The 16,791-nt window shown below is 54.8% G+C and carries 13 protein-coding genes; 11 read left to right on the top strand and 2 right to left on the bottom strand.

Annotated elements, in window-relative coordinates:
* Positions 1-6: 6 nt before the first annotated feature.
* The 5 genes from ACO4XG_RS00735 to ACO4XG_RS00715 all read left to right on the top strand — a co-directional run bounded on the left by ACO4XG_RS00735 (position 7) and on the right by ACO4XG_RS00715 (position 7,667).
* Positions 7-2,265, top strand: a complete 2,259-nt coding sequence (locus tag ACO4XG_RS00735; protein WP_308508880.1) for a DEAD/DEAH box helicase — start codon at positions 7-9, stop codon at positions 2,263-2,265.
* Positions 2,266-2,302: 37 nt separating this feature from the next.
* On the top strand, positions 2,303-2,860 hold the full coding sequence (locus tag ACO4XG_RS00730) for a flavin reductase family protein (protein WP_308508881.1): 558 nt from the start codon (positions 2,303-2,305) through the stop codon (positions 2,858-2,860).
* A gap of 73 nt (positions 2,861-2,933) precedes the next feature.
* Positions 2,934-4,250, top strand: a complete 1,317-nt coding sequence (locus ACO4XG_RS00725) for a putative ABC transporter permease (protein WP_308508882.1) — start codon at positions 2,934-2,936, stop codon at positions 4,248-4,250.
* Between the two features lie 15 nt (positions 4,251-4,265).
* Positions 4,266-4,484 carry a hypothetical protein gene (locus ACO4XG_RS00720; protein WP_308508883.1) on the top strand — a complete coding sequence of 73 codons (219 nt, stop codon included), beginning with the start codon at positions 4,266-4,268 and terminating at the stop codon, positions 4,482-4,484.
* 24 nt (positions 4,485-4,508) lie between these two features.
* A complete protein-coding gene (locus ACO4XG_RS00715) occupies positions 4,509-7,667 on the top strand; it encodes a copper homeostasis protein CutC (RefSeq protein WP_308508884.1) in 3,159 nt (1,052 codons plus the stop codon).
* Here ACO4XG_RS00715 and ACO4XG_RS00710 read toward each other — a convergent pair.
* A complete protein-coding gene (locus ACO4XG_RS00710) occupies positions 7,609-9,255 on the bottom strand; it encodes a potassium/proton antiporter (protein WP_308508885.1) in 1,647 nt (548 codons plus the stop codon). The two genes, ACO4XG_RS00715 and ACO4XG_RS00710, sit on opposite strands and share 59 nt — an antisense overlap.
* A 24-nt stretch (positions 9,256-9,279) precedes the next feature.
* The gene (locus ACO4XG_RS00705) at positions 9,280-10,602 is read right to left on the bottom strand and encodes an acetyl-CoA hydrolase/transferase family protein (protein ID WP_308508886.1); all 1,323 of its coding nucleotides are present in this window, start codon (positions 10,600-10,602) and stop codon (positions 9,280-9,282) included.
* A 248-nt stretch (positions 10,603-10,850) separates the two neighbouring features.
* Here ACO4XG_RS00705 and ACO4XG_RS00700 point away from each other — a divergent pair, with 248 nt between their 5' ends.
* The 6 genes from ACO4XG_RS00700 (at position 10,851) to ACO4XG_RS00675 (ending at position 16,742) form a co-directional block, all read left to right on the top strand.
* A complete protein-coding gene (locus tag ACO4XG_RS00700; RefSeq protein WP_485129627.1) occupies positions 10,851-12,083 on the top strand; it encodes a hypothetical protein in 1,233 nt (410 codons plus the stop codon).
* Between the two features lie 11 nt (positions 12,084-12,094).
* Positions 12,095-12,406: a hypothetical protein gene (locus ACO4XG_RS00695; RefSeq protein WP_308508888.1), complete on the top strand. Its 312-nt coding sequence runs from the start codon at positions 12,095-12,097 to the stop codon at positions 12,404-12,406.
* Positions 12,407-12,417: 11 nt separating this feature from the next.
* Positions 12,418-12,720, top strand: coding sequence for a hypothetical protein (locus ACO4XG_RS00690; RefSeq protein WP_308508889.1), 303 nt, complete (start codon positions 12,418-12,420; stop codon positions 12,718-12,720).
* The gene (locus ACO4XG_RS00685; RefSeq protein WP_308508890.1) at positions 12,717-13,046 is read left to right on the top strand and encodes a hypothetical protein; all 330 of its coding nucleotides are present in this window, start codon (positions 12,717-12,719) and stop codon (positions 13,044-13,046) included. The genes ACO4XG_RS00690 and ACO4XG_RS00685 overlap by 4 nt, the downstream gene beginning before the upstream one ends.
* A 275-nt stretch (positions 13,047-13,321) precedes the next feature.
* On the top strand, positions 13,322-14,146 hold the full coding sequence (locus tag ACO4XG_RS00680; RefSeq protein ID WP_308508891.1) for a hypothetical protein: 825 nt from the start codon (positions 13,322-13,324) through the stop codon (positions 14,144-14,146).
* A 31-nt stretch (positions 14,147-14,177) separates the two neighbouring features.
* A complete protein-coding gene (locus ACO4XG_RS00675) occupies positions 14,178-16,742 on the top strand; it encodes an alpha/beta hydrolase family protein (RefSeq protein WP_308508892.1) in 2,565 nt (854 codons plus the stop codon).
* The last annotated feature ends 49 nt before the right edge of the window (positions 16,743-16,791 follow it).

Raw genomic sequence — 16,791 nt, 5'->3', positions numbered from 1 at the left:
CAGAGCATGGATATCTTTCGGCGCTATGCGCCCTTCATTCAGGACTTTATTTACCGCGAGCGCTGGCAGTCGCTCCGCGCCGTGCAGAATGCGGCGGGAGATGTGCTCTTTAACAGCGGGGATAACCTGCTGCTCTCAGCGGCCACAGCCTCCGGAAAGACGGAGGCTGCTTTTTTTCCGATTTTAACCTTGCTCTCGGAGGAACCCGCTACCTCGGTCGGCGTGCTCTATATTGCACCCTTGAAAGCGCTGATCAACGATCAATTTGAGCGCCTCGACCGGCTTTGCGAGCGCGCGGACATACGGGTTACCAAGTGGCACGGAGATGCCTCGCGGAGCGCAAAGGAGAGGCTTATCAAGCACCCGGAGGGGATTTTACAGATTACGCCTGAGTCGCTGGAAGCTCTGCTTCTCCATCGGAAGGCGGCGGTTCCGACTCTCTTTTCGGATTTACGCTTTATTGTGATCGATGAGATTCATGCGCTGCTTCGGCAGGACCGCGGGCGGCAGACCTTCTGCCTGATTGAGCGTCTTATGCGGCTCTCGGGCTGCAGACCGCGGCGGGTGGGGCTCTCCGCGACCATAGGCAATCCGAAGGAAGTGGGGCGCCTGCTCGCCGCGGGGAGCGGTCGTGCGACCGCGATTCCGCGCATGGAGCCCGGGAAGGAGCACTGGCGCTTATCGCTCGAACACTTTTGGAAGACGGGGCCGCAGTCGGGCACAGGGGATACGCGCTTTCCCACGTTGCCGCTTGACCGGGCGTTAGAGAGCGCGCCGCGGGGGGCAGATCCCGGTCTCGGCTATATTTACGCCCACAGCGCCGGCAAAAAGTGCCTCATTTTTACGAACTCCCGCGAGGAGTGCGAGCTGGTCTGTCAGGAGTTAAGGCAGTACTGCGAGGCCATGCGAGAACAAGATCGTTTTCTCATTCACCACGGGAATCTCTCGGCCTCCTACCGCGAGAGCGCGGAGGAGGAGATGCAGCGCGCGGACTCCTTAAAGAGCATCTGCGCGACGGCAACCTTGGAGCTCGGCATTGACGTGGGCAGGCTGGAGCGCGCCTTTCAGCTCGATGCGCCGTTTACGGTCTCCGGTTTTTTGCAGAGGCTCGGCAGAACGGGGCGGCGCGGTGCCCCCGCGGAGCTCTGGTTCGTGATGCGGGAAGAGCCAGCCGAAGCGCGGGCTTCGCTTCCGGAGGCCTTTCCTTGGTATCTTTTGCAGGGCATTGCCTTGGTGCAGCTCTACGCGGAGGAGCGCTATGTGGAGCCGCCGGACACGCGGCGTCTGCCCTACAGTCTCCTCTACCACCAGACCATGAGTACACTTGCCTCGGAGGGAGAACTCACACCACGGGAGCTTGTGCTCCGCGTCTTGACGCTCACGCCGTTTGAACGCATCTCGAAGGAGGAGTACGGCTTCCTCTTACAGCATTTACTCCGCATCGATCACATCAACCGCACGGCGGAAGGCGGGCTCATCATCGGCATCGCGGGAGAGCGTGTGGTGAACAATCATAAGTTCTATGCGGTTTTTCAGGAGAATGTGGAGTACACGGTGCGAACCGGGAGCGAGACCCTGGGAACCATTGTGAAGCCGCCGCCCGCGGGCGAAAAAATCGCGATTGCGGGGCGGGTCTGGGCCGTGGACGAGGTGGATCATAAGGCGCACACCGTGCTCTGCACCTTAATCAAGGGCAGGGTTCCGGCGTACTTCGGCGATGTTTCGGGCTCGATCGAAACGCGCATTCTGGAGCGCATGCGGAAGGCGCTTCTGGAAGAGCAGATTTATCCCTATCTACAGAGGAATGCGGCGGGGCGGCTTTTGGAAGCGCGAACGCTGGCAGCGCGCACGCGGCTTAAAAAGACTTCGCTCTTGCCGCTCGGTGAAAAAATATGGGCGCTCTTTCCCTGGCTTGGGAGTTATGCCTTTCTCGCGCTGGAGCGCTTTTTAAAGCTGCGCTGTAAGGATAGGCTCGGTCTCAGGGGCTTCACCTCCGCGCGGCCGTATTATATGATCTTTTCAATGGAGGTCGGGGAAGAGGAGTTCTTTGAGATTTTGCTCGACGAGGCCCAAAAAGACTTTGCGCCGGAAGAGTTGCTCTACGAGCGCGAGGTCCCGGTCTTTGAAAAGTTTGACTGCTATGTACCGGAGGAACTCGTGCGCCGCGGTTTTGCGCGCGGCGTGCTGGATCTTGAGACCATGCTAGCGCGTGTGCGCGGGCGGTTCGCATTGCAAGATTGTGATAGACCTGCTATAACAGGCTGAGAGAAGCCCATGTCGGGCGCTCGGAAAGGAAAGGCGTATGCAGCGGGAATTCAGTGCAAAACAGTCGATTATCACACCGGAGGCCGTATTTATTATCGGAACTTACGATGAGAACGGTGTTCCGAACGCAATGAATGCAGCCTGGGGCATGCAGAGTGACTACGGGGAAATTACCATCCAGCTCGCAAAGCATAAGACCACGGATAATTTGAAGAAGACGGGCGGCTTTACGGTCGCCTTTGCAACCGAGAGCACGGTGGTCATCTCCGATTATTTCGGCATCGAGAGCGGCAATAAGATCAATAAGATCGAACAAGCGGACTGCCATGTGAGAAAGAGCGCGCATGTGAACGCACCCGTTATTGAAGAGTACCCGGTCACCTTAGAGTGCAAGGTGAAAAGTTACAGCGATGAGACCGGCCTTTTGGTCGGCGAGATTGTGGCGATGCAGGCGGACGAAGCGGTCTTAACGGACGGCAAAGTGGACTATGATAAGCTACGCCCCATCATGTTTGACATTTCGAGCATGAGCTACCGCGTGATCGGGCCGGTGGTCGGCAAGGCGTACCACGACGGTCTGGTACTGAAAAAATAAGAGAGAGCTGCGGGGTCAAAGCCGCAGCTTTTTTGACAGCGGCGTCTCCCCGGGAGCGTCGTGAGGGAAAAGCATGAGATTATTCGGCGGCACGGATTTGGTGCTGTACTTCTTTTTTTACGCCTTTGCGGCGTGGGTGCTTGAGACTTTATTTTTCAGCCTCAAAAAACAGCGCTTTGTAAACTGCGGTATTCTGGATTTACCGTTGCTCCTAACGCACGGTGCGGCCATGGCAAATTTAATTCTGGTGAGCAGCGGGGAGATGCCGGAGCGCTCACGCTTTTTGTTCGGCTTGGTGCAGACCTTGGCAATCGGGTACCTTTCGGAGTTCTTCGCGGAGCGTTTGCTCCGAAAGAAGCGCTCTGCCCTAGGCAGAATCAAACTGCGACCTAATTTTATGTTGCGCTTATTATGGGCGCTCGGGCTCAGCGCAATTTATGAATCCCTGTTGATCGTCGTGCAGCCTTTGCTCTTTTCTTTCATTTCTCTGCTGCCTGTACTCGCGCTGCGCATCATTGCCGGGGTGTTGATGTTCGTTTTACTTAGTGACCTCGTGCTGGTGGCTGTTTTGGCGCGTTATGTCGCGGACTCCGCGGAACGGCAATTTTTGCAGATGCATAAGAAAAAACTCGGTGAACGGCTGTCCGAGCATCTCTGGGACAGGGTATACCGCGTGTATCCCTCACTCCGGCAGACCGAAAGCGGCGGCATTGAGGCGGCAGAGCGGGAACTCCGCGCGCAGGGCGTGGTCTTTGCGGAGGGTATCAGCTTCGGAAAACTGGTCTGGATGCTGTTTCTCTGTGCTCTGATCGGCGATGTCATCGAGACCTTCTATGTCTATTTTACGGCGGGCGTTTGGATGCGGCGCTCCAGTCTGGTGCTCGGGCCGTTTAGCATTGTCTGGGGACTTGGGGCGGTCGTCCTGACGCTGGTCTTATCCCGTGTCGAGAAGAAAAATAATTTGAGCATATTCTTTGCCGGCTTCTTCTTCGGCGGTGCCTTTGAGTATCTCTGTTCGGTCTTTACCGAGGCCTTTTTCGGCATGAAGTTTTGGGATTACAGTCATATCCCGCTGAATATAGACGGGAGAACCAATGTGCCCTTTATGGTATTCTGGGGCTTGCTCTCGGTTGTCTGGCTCCGCTACGCGTACCCGCCGATTTCCGCGCAGATTGAGAAAATCACACCGGTACTCGGCCTGGTGCTCAGTTGGGGCATCGCGATATTCCTAACTTGTGATATGCTGGTCACGGCGGCCGTCATGGTGCGCGCCAACGCGAGGCTTACAAAGCCCGAGGCGGCAAACGTCGTGGAGGAATTTATAGACCGCTACTATCCGGAAGAAAGGGTCAGAAAGCTCTGGCCGAATATGAAATTTCTGGAGTCGTAAGAGAAGGGAGGATATATGCCGTTTTTAATTTTTGCTTTGCTCATGTGGCTCATCTTAAAGTGCACGGGTCTTCTGTTTCGTATTATCGGTAAGGCGCTCAGCCTTACCTTTGGCGTGATCGGCTACATACTGCTCGCGGCAATCGGGATTATCGGTTTCGGTGTGAGCTTACTGGCAGGCGCCGTGGTGGTGATTGCCGGGATACTCGCGTTGTTTTTCCTGTTCTTGCGTTAACAACATCCGGTGGAGGAAAAAGAAGTGCAGGAGAACGAGAATAGGGGATTTGAACTTGAAGTTTGCGTGGACAGCGTGGAGTCCGGCATTGCTGCGGAAGCAGGCGGGGCGGACCGTCTGGAACTCTGCGGGAGCTTAGAGATAGGTGGCGTCACGCCGAGTTTCGGCTTATTTTCAGAACTGAGAAAGCGGGTCACGCTGCCGCTCTTTGTCATGCTGCGTCCGCGTTTCGGCGATTTCTGCTATACGGAGGAAGAGTGCCGAGAGCTCGCGGCGGAGGCAGAGCGCTTTCAGGCGGCCGGGGCGGATGGGTTTGTGCTCGGTATGCTGAAACCCGACGGAAGCTTGGACCGTGAGCGCATTGCGGAACTCATGAAGCACTGCGGCGGCAGACCGGTCACCCTGCACCGCTGCTTTGATCTCTGTAAGGATCCCTTTGAGGCGCTTCGGACAGCGGAGGAACTCGGGATAGCGCGCATCCTTACTTCCGGTCAGGCAAATACCGCTGAAGAGGGCGTCGTAGCCCTTGCCTCTCTCGCACAGGAGGCAAAGAGCCTTCGGCTTATGGCGGGCTCCGGTGTCTCGGCGGAAAAAATCGAGGCGCTTTACCGCGAGACCGGGATTCTCTCGTATCATATGTCCGGCAAGGTAAACGGGGAGAGTCCCATGCAGTTCCGGCGAGAGGGCGTCTCCATGGGGCTGCCGGGCTTCAGCGAGTACAGTAGGAGCTATACTTCTGCGGAAAAGGTGAAAGCGGCAAGAGAAGTGCTGGAGCGCCTTGACCGCGAGCGGAATCCGGAGGACTGGCACCCCACGGCGGATACGGAGCGGGAAATCAACGAGGCTTTCTTTGCGCGCCTCAAAAAGTGTGAAGGGCTGAGAGCGGGCTACCGCGCGAGTGTTGCCGCTGCGGGAACGCTGACCAGCGGTGAGAGAACGGCGCTCCGCTACTATTATGCGCTGCTTCCGGAGAGCGATCTCTGCGGCTATGACTTCTCGCCCGAGACTTTGCTCTCCTTCCTTCGCCCCACGCTCAGGCTTTACCGTGAGCGTGCGGCAGTTCGTGAACTCCCGGAGAGCTATTTCCTCCAGTACGTCCTTTTGCCGCGCGTCAACAACGAGGAGTTCCGCCCGGTCCGGGAAAAGCTCGCAAACTGCATTGCCGCTCACTTGGCGGAACAGGGCGAAGAGGCACTGAGCGGTGCAGCGCTTGCGCGCGCGGTGAACTATGCCTGCGCTTCCGAGGGCAGCTATGTGTCGAGCGACAGCAGAACCATTTCCGCGGCGGGCTTTTTGGAGTCCGGGCAGGGGCGCTGCGGTGAAGAGTCGGTCTTCTATGTCAATGCGCTCCGCGCAGTCGGCATTCCGGCGCGCCAGGTCTATGCACCCTGGTGGGCGCACTGCGAGGACAATCACGCTTGGGTTGAGTATTGGGTGGACGGCGCTTGGCACTTTGCGGGTGCCTGCGAGCCCACGGAGAAGGATGACAACGGCTGGTTCATTGCGGCGGCTGCGCGCGCCATGCTTGTGCACGCCCGCTATTATCCGTTGACACCCGCGGCCGACACGGCGCTGGACCGCGCAACCCTCGCGGGAGAAGAGATACTCGGCGGTCAGAACGGTGTCCTCTACTTGAATCAGCTTGCGCGCTATGCGGATCCGGTGAAACTGACCGTTCAGGCGGAAGATGCGGAACTCGTGGAGCTTTGCCTCCTAAACAGCGCGGGCATACGCCCCATCTCAATGTACAAGCCGGAGGCGGGTGTCGAAAAGACCGTTTCCCTCGGAAAGGGCAGTGTGTATGTCCGCTTCCGTCACCCGGGCAAGAATAAGGCTGTCATGGCTGACCTCCGCGCGGGAGATCTGCGCATTGCGGAGTGCGACTGCAAAGAAGAGGCAGAAGAGCAAGAATTCCGTTTCTTTGCGCCGAACGGCAGCCGCAGCGCGCCCAAGCAGACCGCGGAAGAGCAGGCACTCGGCCGCGAAAAGTATGTGCGCTGCAATGAAAAGCTTAAGGCAAAGCGCGCTGCACGCCGCGACCGCACGCGTGCCTTTTTGGAGCGAGCGACATCGCAGGAAGAGCGCATGTATCGGAATGCCTTTGTGGCTTCGCTCTCCGAAAAAGACAGGATAGACGTAAGAGAAGAACTGCTTGAGACAGAGTTTCAGGCTGCCATGCGGCAGGTCGGAACGCTCACGGCGCGCGCCTTTCTGGAGGGCGTACTCCCGGAGCGCTTTGGCCTTGAGCCGCTCTGCCGTTTCCGCGGCGAAGCGGAACTCAGTGCAGCCGAGCAGAAGATGCTCGGCGCACGCCTTGCGAGCGAAAACTTGAGTGATGCGGAGATCCTTTCGGCACTCCGCCGCCTAAGAGGCAGCGGCATTCCGGTGAAACTCAGAAATGAGGACGGCGCACCGCTCTTCTTTGCGGACGGCGACTTCCGCCCCTTCCGCGAGGTGGATGCGGCGAGAAATCATCTCACGCTTCAAAAGCCGGAGGGAGAGCTCCGCTACGAACAGCACTGGACGCTCTACCGAGACGGAAAGGAACTGGATTTTGAAAAGAAGCAGTGGGAAGAGAATACGCTCACGCTGCTTCTGCCGGACGGCAAGTATGAGCTCTTTACCGAGAAGCGCCTGCCGAACGGCAATGCCTACGGAAAGCGCGTGGCCTTTGCGCTCGCAGGCGGCGAAGAAAAAACGCATTTGCTCAGCTTCCCGGAGGTGACGGCAGAGGAATTGCTCGGAAAGATTGTCATTCCGGAAATCGGCGGGCAGGCTTACGAGACCCCGTTTACCATGGAGTTCTTCCTGGCGCCGGGCGAAGAGCCGAGTGAGCACATCGCAAATGAAATTCTCGCGGAGACAGAGTCTCTAAAGGCGCTCTGCGCGCAAAAAAAACTCTCCCTGCGCTTCTACCTCAGAGAGGTAGCCGCGGCAGAGAGAGGAAGTTGTAAGACACTGAAGAGCCTGTTCCCCGAGGCATTTTCCTGCCCGGAGGATTACGATGCCAAGGAGGAAGTCCTGGCTCGCAAGCTCTTCCTGGAACCCGGTCAGTTGCCGCTCAGCATTTTGCGTCGCGGCCGTGACTGCGCGATTTTCTCCGCAGCAGGCTACCGGGTCGGGCTCATTGCCCTGATGTCAGAACTCTTGACGGTGAGTGAGGCGAGCGCTCCTTCTCTTTGAGGCGCGTCAGCATCAGGGTATCGCCCTCAAGAATTTCGGTCTGACCGTTCGGAATAATACTTTGATTACCGCGCCGGATGAGGAAAATAATCTCTCCGCGCGGTAAATTTATGTCTCGAATATGGCTGTGGAGATATTCGCTCGACTTGTCAATCTCAATCTCCGAGAGCTGCATGGCGTTTTTCGTCTGCACCGCGGGGGCGCAGAGAATCAGAGAGTCGCCTGCTTCCAGCAGTGTGCTGCCCTTCGGAATCAGCTTTTGCTCGCCGCGCACAATGAGAAGAAACAGGAACTGGAGCGGCAGGGAAAGCTCGAAAATGCGTTTCCCGACCCACTCATTGTCCTCGGCGAGTGTGAGCTGAATGAACTGCACCGGTAGCTCCTCGCTGTAGTCGGTGAAGGTCTTCATGACATCGTTGCTTAAGTCAATCATATCGAAGCGCCGCGCTGCAAAGGGCAGGAGACTGCCCTGCACCAGGAGAGACAAGAGAACGACAAAGAAGATAATGTGGAAAAAGCGCGTGTCGCTCTTTAAGGTCTGCACCGCCATAATCGCAAAGACAATCGAGGAGGCTCCGCGGAGTCCCGCAAAGGAAATGAGGCGGCTCTGTCCCTTGCTCGCGCGAAACGGCAGAAGCAGGAGTTTCACCGCGAGCGGGCGCGCAATCAGGGTGAGGAACAGAAACACCGAGACCGCGGAGACCAGAACACCCGGGAGCAGCGAGGGCGTCGCGAGCAGGCCGAGCAGGAAAAAGACCGCTATCTGCATGAGGCCGGTCAAGCCGTCAAAGAAGTGGACAATGTTCTTCTTGCCGCTCATTTTCACATTTCCGAGGATGATGCCGGTCAGGTAGGTCGAGAGATAGCCGTTGCCGCCGAGCGCCGCGGAGAGCGCATAGGAAAAGAGCGCAATGCCCGCGATGAAGATAACGTCGAAACCGTCTACCTCAAAGGAAACGCTCTTTAAAATGCGGTAGGACAGAAGGCCGCAGAGCACGCCGATTGCGATGCCGAAGACAAGCTGCGCGGTCAAGAGGCGGAGTATGCTGCCGACATCGGCTTTGCCGGTCAGAAAGGAGAGGCAGACCAGTGTCAGCATGTAGGCAATCGGGTCGTTACTGCCGCTCTCGAGTTCCAGAATCGAGGCGGTATTCTCTTTTAAGTCAAGTTTCCGGGAGCGGAGCACCGAGAAGACGGAGGCCGCGTCCGTGCTGGCGAGGGTTGAGCCGGTCAGAAAGCAGAGCCAGAGCTCGCGCCGAAGCAAGAGAAAGAGGAAGAGCCCGAGAAAGAGAGCGGTCAGAAACACGCCCGCCGTCGACAGCAGTACGGATTGGCGCGCCACCGGGCGCGCCATTTTCCAGTTGGTGCCGAAACCGCCGTAAAACATGATAAAAATCAGGGCGACGGAGCAAACCGTCTCCGAGAGCGCAAAGTTATTGAAGGAAATGCGCGCAAAGCCGTCGCTTCCGAAGGCCATTCCGAGGAGAATAAAGACAAAGAGAGTCGGAATGCCGAAACGGAACGAGATTTTATTGAAGAAGATACAGGAAAAAATAATCAGTGTAATCAGCAGTAAATTGAAATTCATGAGCACGGTTCCTTTGCGCCCGCGTCAGAGAAAGAGCGAGAGATCCGGTTTTTCAAGGCGAAGTGCATCGCGGAAGTCGGGGTGTGCAATCGCAATCATGGCCTCGCGTCGCTCGGCGAGGCTCTTGCCCGCGAGATGCGCAATGCCGTACTCGGTTGCGATTGCCTCAATCAGCGTGCGCGGTGCGGAGACCGTGCTGCCGCCCGGAATAAAGGGGAGTATGTTCGACTTCCGGACGCCGTCCTTTGTGAGGCGGGAGGAATTGATGCAGATATAGCCGCAGCCGCCCGCCGAGCGGAACGCGCCCTCGAGAAAGTCCATCTGGCCGCCGATGCCCGAGAGCTGCATGCCGTTTGCCGACTCGGCGTTCTCCTGCCCCATGAGATCCACCTGTACGCCGCCGTTAATGCTGATGACACGGCTCAGTTTCCCGATGCGCGCCGGGTCGTGGATGTAGTCGATCGAGTCGGGGCGGAACAAGTCCGGGTTCTCGCGGAGCCAGTCGTAAAAGTCAGAGCTGCCCATCGCGAGATTAAAGCTGCTGCGCCCGGTGTCGAACTCCTTTCTTGCATTCGTGAGCTTACCCGCGAGATACAGCTTCCGATAGGCGTCGCTGATGGTGCCGGTGTGGCAGCCGAGGTCTTTTTTGTCGGAGTCCGCGAGGGCAGAGGCAATCGCAAACGGAACCGTGCCGACGCCGAGCGAGAGTACGGCGCCGTCCGGAATCTCGTTCACCACGAGCTCCGCAATTCTTCGGTCAATCTCCGAAGGCGCGCGGTAAGTGCGCTCGGCCAGCGGCGCGTGTGTGCCCTCGACTATCATATCTGCTTCATCGAGGCGGCAGAGGTTGGAGCCGTCCACACCCGGCAGGAAGGGAAGGTGTTCGTTGATCTCAAAGATGACCGTCCTTGCGCAGTCGATGATGGTCTTCCAGAGGTAGCAGCCTGTGCCGAGACTCACATTGCCGTCGGCATCTGGGCGGGATACCGGGACAAAGGCGACATCCGAGCGGAATTTGCCCTGGCGGTATAAAAACGGAACCAGGCGGAGGGCAATCGGCACAAAGGTAATGCGCCCCGCGCGGTACTGTTTCCGCTCGTAGTCGCCGAGGTGAATGCTCTCATAGCGGAAGGACTGTCCCTCCGGATCGGCCTCGAGGACTGCAATTTTCGGAGCGATGACCAGACCGCCGCGCACGGTCACATGGCGGACGGAACCTGTGCGCGCGGCAAGCGCGTTGTCCAGAAGTTCGGGAAAACTGCCGCCGAAACCGTAGTCGATATAATCACCGTCCCGCACGGCGGCGACAGCCTGCACGGGAGAGACATAAGTTGCTGCTCGCATCATATTGTGAAAATATCCTTTTTTTATTGTCAGAATAGCGGGAAAGCCGTGGAAAGTCAACGCAGACGGCTTACGGAAGCGGGAATAAGCTTGACTAAAGTAAATAAAAGCCATAGAATGTTGATATAAAACAGATTCAATAGTACAAGATTACGAATGAATTTCGGGAAATAAACAGAAGAGTGATTGCGCCGTATGAGCAAAACGAGAGAGACCGGACCGAAAGGCAGATGGTTGAAAGGGGAAGCGGAATGGGAAAGAACTGCGCGCAGGGATGGAAGAGAGGCGTCGCCTTGACAATGGCGGCGCTGTTTTTGTGCACAGCGGGAGGCTGCGGTACGGTGAAGCAGCCAAAGGACACAGCTGCGGTACAGACCGATGAGCGGATTTCGGCGGCGCTCACAGCGGCGAAAGGGCAGACGGCCGACTATCTGTCCCGGAAATACGCGAAATACGGCGACACACTGACATCTTATTATGAGGCAGAGTATACGCCTAAGACAGCGCCTCATACTGCCCTTTCCGCGACCTTTCAGACAAAGAGGTATGCCGGGACCAATCAGCTGGTCAATGTTTATTACAGTGGGAATCCGTTGCGGGAACAGGATAACTATATGTCCTTTGTGTATCGCGAACGGGTTGAGACAGAGTATCAAAATCTGTTGGCCGAAGTTTACGGTGCGGACCATGTGAAACTGGTTGCAGAGCCGGTTGCCTACATCTGGACCGACGAAGAAATCGACGGCGATACGAGCTTTGAGACCTATATGCAGCTTGTCGACGAGCAGGAAATCATCGCGCTGGTGAGAAAAGACGAAAAGGAAAAGAAGCAGGATATCCAAAAACTCGGGAAACTCCTGAAGGCACGAGACCTCGGTGTGAATCTGCTGCTCTATTATGTCGACGACGAGCAATTCGGTGCCGCCGACATGGCAGAAGTGTTAGCGCAGGGACAGTATGACGGCAACTGCCTCTGCAAGGCTGTGGTGACCTGCAATCCGCAGCGCGGGGAAGCGTGCAGGGCCGAGTGGAGAGCCGGAAATTATATGCCGGATCTCTGGGCACTCCGGAGAGAGGCTTATGCGGATCCGGAGAAACAGAAGACGCAGGACGAGATTTATCGCGCGGTGCTGAAATTGCCGCTCAAAAAAATGGGCGTCAATACCGGTTGGACATTGGACGACATCCTGCGAAAGGCAAATTACCGCAAAGACCGATTTAACCGGGAGGAGCTGTTTGCCTATGAGAGCATTCGCGCGAAGCTTGGGCAAGCCAAATATAAACCGCTTCGAAAAAGCTATATTTTGCTGCTCTCGTACCGGGCGGGGCACGGAGGCCCGCTTGTCAAAGAGGGAGAGGATAACCGGACGGAATTGTGGAAGGCGAGCAATGAGCACATCCGCATGTATCTCGAATTCTGGCCCGGCAATGATGACGAAGGCGGGTTTCACGAAGGCACAGTGTTTGCATCGTCGGAATCGTAAAAGGAGGGAAGATGGATCTCTATGTGAATTTGCCGCAGCTCGAAGCGGCGCGGGAAAAGACACATGTTCTGCAGCGCCGACTCGCTTGCGCGGCGCGGGATATCCGGGCGCTGGAGCGCGGCATGGATCAGAGCGTCTGGAGCGGCAAGGGAAGAGATGGGTTTGTGCGGCTCTTTCGGCTTTTTGAGCAGGCGCTGGACGGCATGCAGGCTACGTTGGATGAGAAGCAGACTTTGCTTGGCGAGGCTGCTCTTGAGGCAGGACAGTGTCTGCAAAGTGAAACCGAAGGCTTTTGTGAGGCGTTTACGGCTGCGGAGAGCTGAGGGGGAAGGCCATGAAAATAGAGTTACGCCATGAGGCTTTGCAATTGCTGCACGATCAGTGGGGCTTACTCGGAGAAGAATTGCGGGAAATTTGGGATGGGGTTCAAGCGGTAGATGAAGACCTCGCGCAGATGTTCACGGGAGACATGCAGAGTGCCTATCGGGCAGCTGCGGAGCGCTCGACCGCGCAGGCTTCACAGCTCTCGGATATTTTTGAATCGCTGCTCGCACAGCTGGACGAAGTCAACCACACGGCAGAGGACTTTGACCGAGCACTCGGGACGATGATTCAGAGAGGAGGAAGGAAAGCATGAGCTGTCGTTGTAGCGATATTCGCGACTGTGAGCGGGATTTGCATGTGCTGCAAAGAGCGCTGCGGGATAACGGACAACTGGGGCAGCGCATCCGTACACTTGCGGCGAGCGGACACGCGGGAGAAGAACAGGATGAAAGAGCCTATCCGGTTGAAGAGAGCCTGCGGGCACGGATGCGACAAAAAACGGAAGAATTCTCTGCGCGGGCATTGGAAGCGCAGCAGAGATACCAGCGCTATCTGGAAAATTGTATTTGGGCGGCAGAAGACGATCTTGCGGCAATGCAGGAGGAAGATGACGCCTACCACGAGGATGATGATGACTGAGAGACAGAAAACAGCCGGAACATCCCGGCAAAATACAGCGGGAGAAACGCAGGATAAGAATTTTTTTCAAGGACCGGCTGCTTGCCGGGAAGCGGAAAGCAACTGCTCGGTTTCGCACAATGCAGTGGAAATCCGTCAGCGGGAGATACCCGGTCATGAGATACCGGATTTGCTTCGCTACCTTGCTCTGTACCGGTGCGGTCTGCTATGCGAGGGAAATACGGATGACAGTTGTCTTCTGATGAGATAAGAGGCATAGGAAGGGGAAAACAGACATGCAACCGGACATGAAAGAACAAACGAAGACAGAGAGAGCGGCGGAGAAAAGGAAACGTCTTTGTGTCCGCTATCTCCCCAAATTAATCCTTGGTCTGGGCGCTCTTGCGGCGTATTTCAGCTGGAATGACTATCACCGCAAGCCGAGTCAAAAGGAACTGGACACAGCCCTGACCAGATACATGCGGGGAAAGTATGCGATATACGGAGATACCCTGACACCGAAGGGAGAGGGAAGTGTAACGTATCTGGCGAGTGATATTTTCTATTCGACCAGCAATACCTATGAACTCGCGTTTACTTCCGAGAAGTTTCCGAAGAAAGAAGAAAAAGAAGAAATCGTCCTTGACTATGATTATGAGAAGAATACGCTGCATGACAACTATATGAGCTTTGTATTGCGCAATCAGGCGGAAGAAAAGTTCCGGGAGATCTTTGATCGAATCTATGAGCCGGGAACATACGAGCTTGCCGTCATAGTACCCATAGTGCCATATAACGGGCGTGAGCAAAATGCAACAGAATTGATTACAGAATACTTGAAAATCATACCATGGAACCGTGTCAATGTTTGCGTGATAAGAGAGCCTGAAAAAAGAGAAAATGATATGCAGAAACTTTTGCAGATATTAAAAGAGCATGGATATGATATAGATGGGCGTATTTATTATGTTACGCAGAATCAATTTGATAGCGATATTAGAAAAAGAGAATGGATGAGTCCGAGAGAGTTTCCTTGCGAATTATCTGTAAATGTATATTGGAATAGAGGAGATGATTCCTATTATATCTACTCTTGGAAGGAAAGAGAAAAGAGGTATTGAAGAAAGAATATTAAGGAGATATAGAGAAAGTATGCGAATAAAAATAAGAGAGAATCCGAGCAAATCGGAGATAACTCAGGAGGTTGTGTACAATCTTGTTGAATATTTGCCTTTGGCTGAAATGGGGATTACAGACGGGACCGAAATTAGAGAAATTGTAAATAGGGCGCGGGCTTACAAGAATATGAATGGTAAGGTGGAGGATGGTGCGTTAGAGACATTAGAAGCCTGCCTCAAAGAGGAGTCCGGTATCTCCGATATTGGAAATGCGAAGATATACTATACAAGTTTCAACAAAAATACCAATGATCTGATTGCGCACGGAGTCACGCGAAAGGAAGCAGACTCTATCACAGACGCAAAGGCAATTTCAGCTGCGGTTTTTATTTACAAAGGTAGTGAAAGACAGGGAATCAAAGAAGGCGTGAGCATGGTATTTCGCGGGACGCCGAGAGCAGCCTGGAGTGACAATGCGAATATGGAGAGTGACTGTACCGGTCATTTTCAAAAGGACGGATTTACTTACGAGCGGATTTCTCCGCTTGACAGAGCAAGTTTATTGAACATGCAGGATACCTTACGGCAAATCGAAGAAGGAGATGATGAGACTGCCCAAATGTGCAGGCAGTTCATGCAAGAGAATAAACTGGTCCTCAGCGCTCATTCACAGGGAGGGAAACGTGCGGTTACCGCAAAGGGAGTTTTTCCGGAATTGCAGAATACGCGCTGCTATGTGTTTGATGCGCCGGGAATTCCGCCGGAACATTGGGATGAGCTTGTGCAACACTGGGGCGCGGAAAAAGTAGAAGAGATGCGCAATGATATATATAGTATCTATGCCGATAATGATATTGTACACGGAATCGGATATACAGAACAGCGAGGATATTTTGCGCGAAATCAGATGGCCTTAGATGTGCCGGAAGTAGATAATGACCGGAATGCAAATGTAATGGCATATCACTATGCATTTCGGCTGCTCCATATCGACGGAGACGGGAGCGTGAGGTTACAGGAGAAAGTAGAAAAGGAAGGGAATTGGGCCGAATATGCCAAGGTTGTTTCGGATGAACTGATGAAACTCCCGCCGGACAAGCGGGCTGATCTCATGCACCCCACAATGGCGCTGATACAGGTATTTCACGCAAACTCACTACCGCATAATTATAATTTTATTGAGCACCTCAAACTCGGCGGGAGAACAATGAAATTTCTTCCTGACATTATTCCGCTGTTACATTTTTCTGCCTATCGATATTATTCTGAAAGTTACTCAAAGGAGCATCCGCTTGAGCGATGGCCGACAGGAGCCGGGGAAATCGTACTAAAACTGAAAGGGATGCTTCCCAAAGACATACAGAACGGTTTGAATGAAGCGGGGGATGCCTGGAATAAATCTTTGGATTTTTATCGGGAAGGAATCGGATGCGTTATTGGATTGCCGGGGGTATTGTGTCAATCTATGAGCAAATTCATAGTAGAAAAATTGGAGGCAGCGAAGCAACTGGCTGACAATGACGGTATAAGGCCGAACTCATTCTATCGGGATGAAGGCGGATTGCCGATGATACGCCATGATCAGACATTTAATCGCTGTACAATCGGTATGCTTCAGTTTGGAATCGAGGCGTATAGTGAAGCAATTACAGGAGCTTGTGATTGGGTGAAATCCGCATGGATGGATGTCACACAAGCGTATTATTTGGATGATTATAGGGTGTTTTGCAATCTGAATTATCCGTTTAAGCAGGTGTCAGATCCGATTTCGGGGTGCATGAGCAGAGGTGGATATCCCTGGCCCCCAAGATTCCAGGCACCGCCTTCTCTTGCGCTGAGCAAGAATGTTGCTTATGTTTGTCGAAGTGTAGATCAGACAATCGGAAGCTGTGAGGAGAGTTGCTATCCGCTCTTTTGGATTCCGGCCGGGGCACAGTATCCTTGGAAACTGGCTGAACTTTTGCGGAAACAGCATACGGCAGAAATTCAGGCGGGTGTTGATAGCTTAAAGCGTGACAAAGCAGCGCTGGAGTCATGCATTTTGGAAACCTGCGGAATTTCCACACTGGAAGAGCTCAAATCAGATATGCCGGGTAAGCGGCCGCTGTTTGCGCTTGCCAAGCGAGTTCTTTACGATGCGCGCGAGACCGAAGAAATTCTGCTGCACTATGCGGCACGCCTGGAGAAGGGATTACAGGCACAGTTTGCGTGTCTTCCCGCGGGGAGCGCAGCAGGAGAGGCAGCAAAGTTGTTTGATACAGAGGGCTTCCTCGCGAAGGAACCGGCAGACAACAGCAGTACTTACCGGGGAGAAGTCGGTATCTCTTATGCGGATGCCGGAGAGTCTATGCAGAACTGTGAAGAGATGGCTTTGCAGTGCAATTACATTCTAAGCGATATCGGCGAACTCCGGCATACGCTTTCCGGGCTTCGCTATGTCTCGGTGTCGCATGACGGGCTTGACGAAATGACGGGGATTATAAACCGCTGGCGGGCACAGCAACTGCATCACCGGGAAGCACTCGGAAGCTATATGCGCCGCTGTCAGGAAGCAGAGGCAGCCTTCTGCGAGCGTTGCAACCGAATTGCGGTAAATTAGACGAGCGTTCAGAGATGTAAGTCGCAAGGGAGGACAAGGAATGCAGCAA

Source organism: Stomatobaculum sp. (assembly GCF_057248925.1).
The sequence above is the reverse complement of the archived record's forward strand: the minus strand, read 5'-3'. Positions and strand labels throughout refer to the sequence as shown.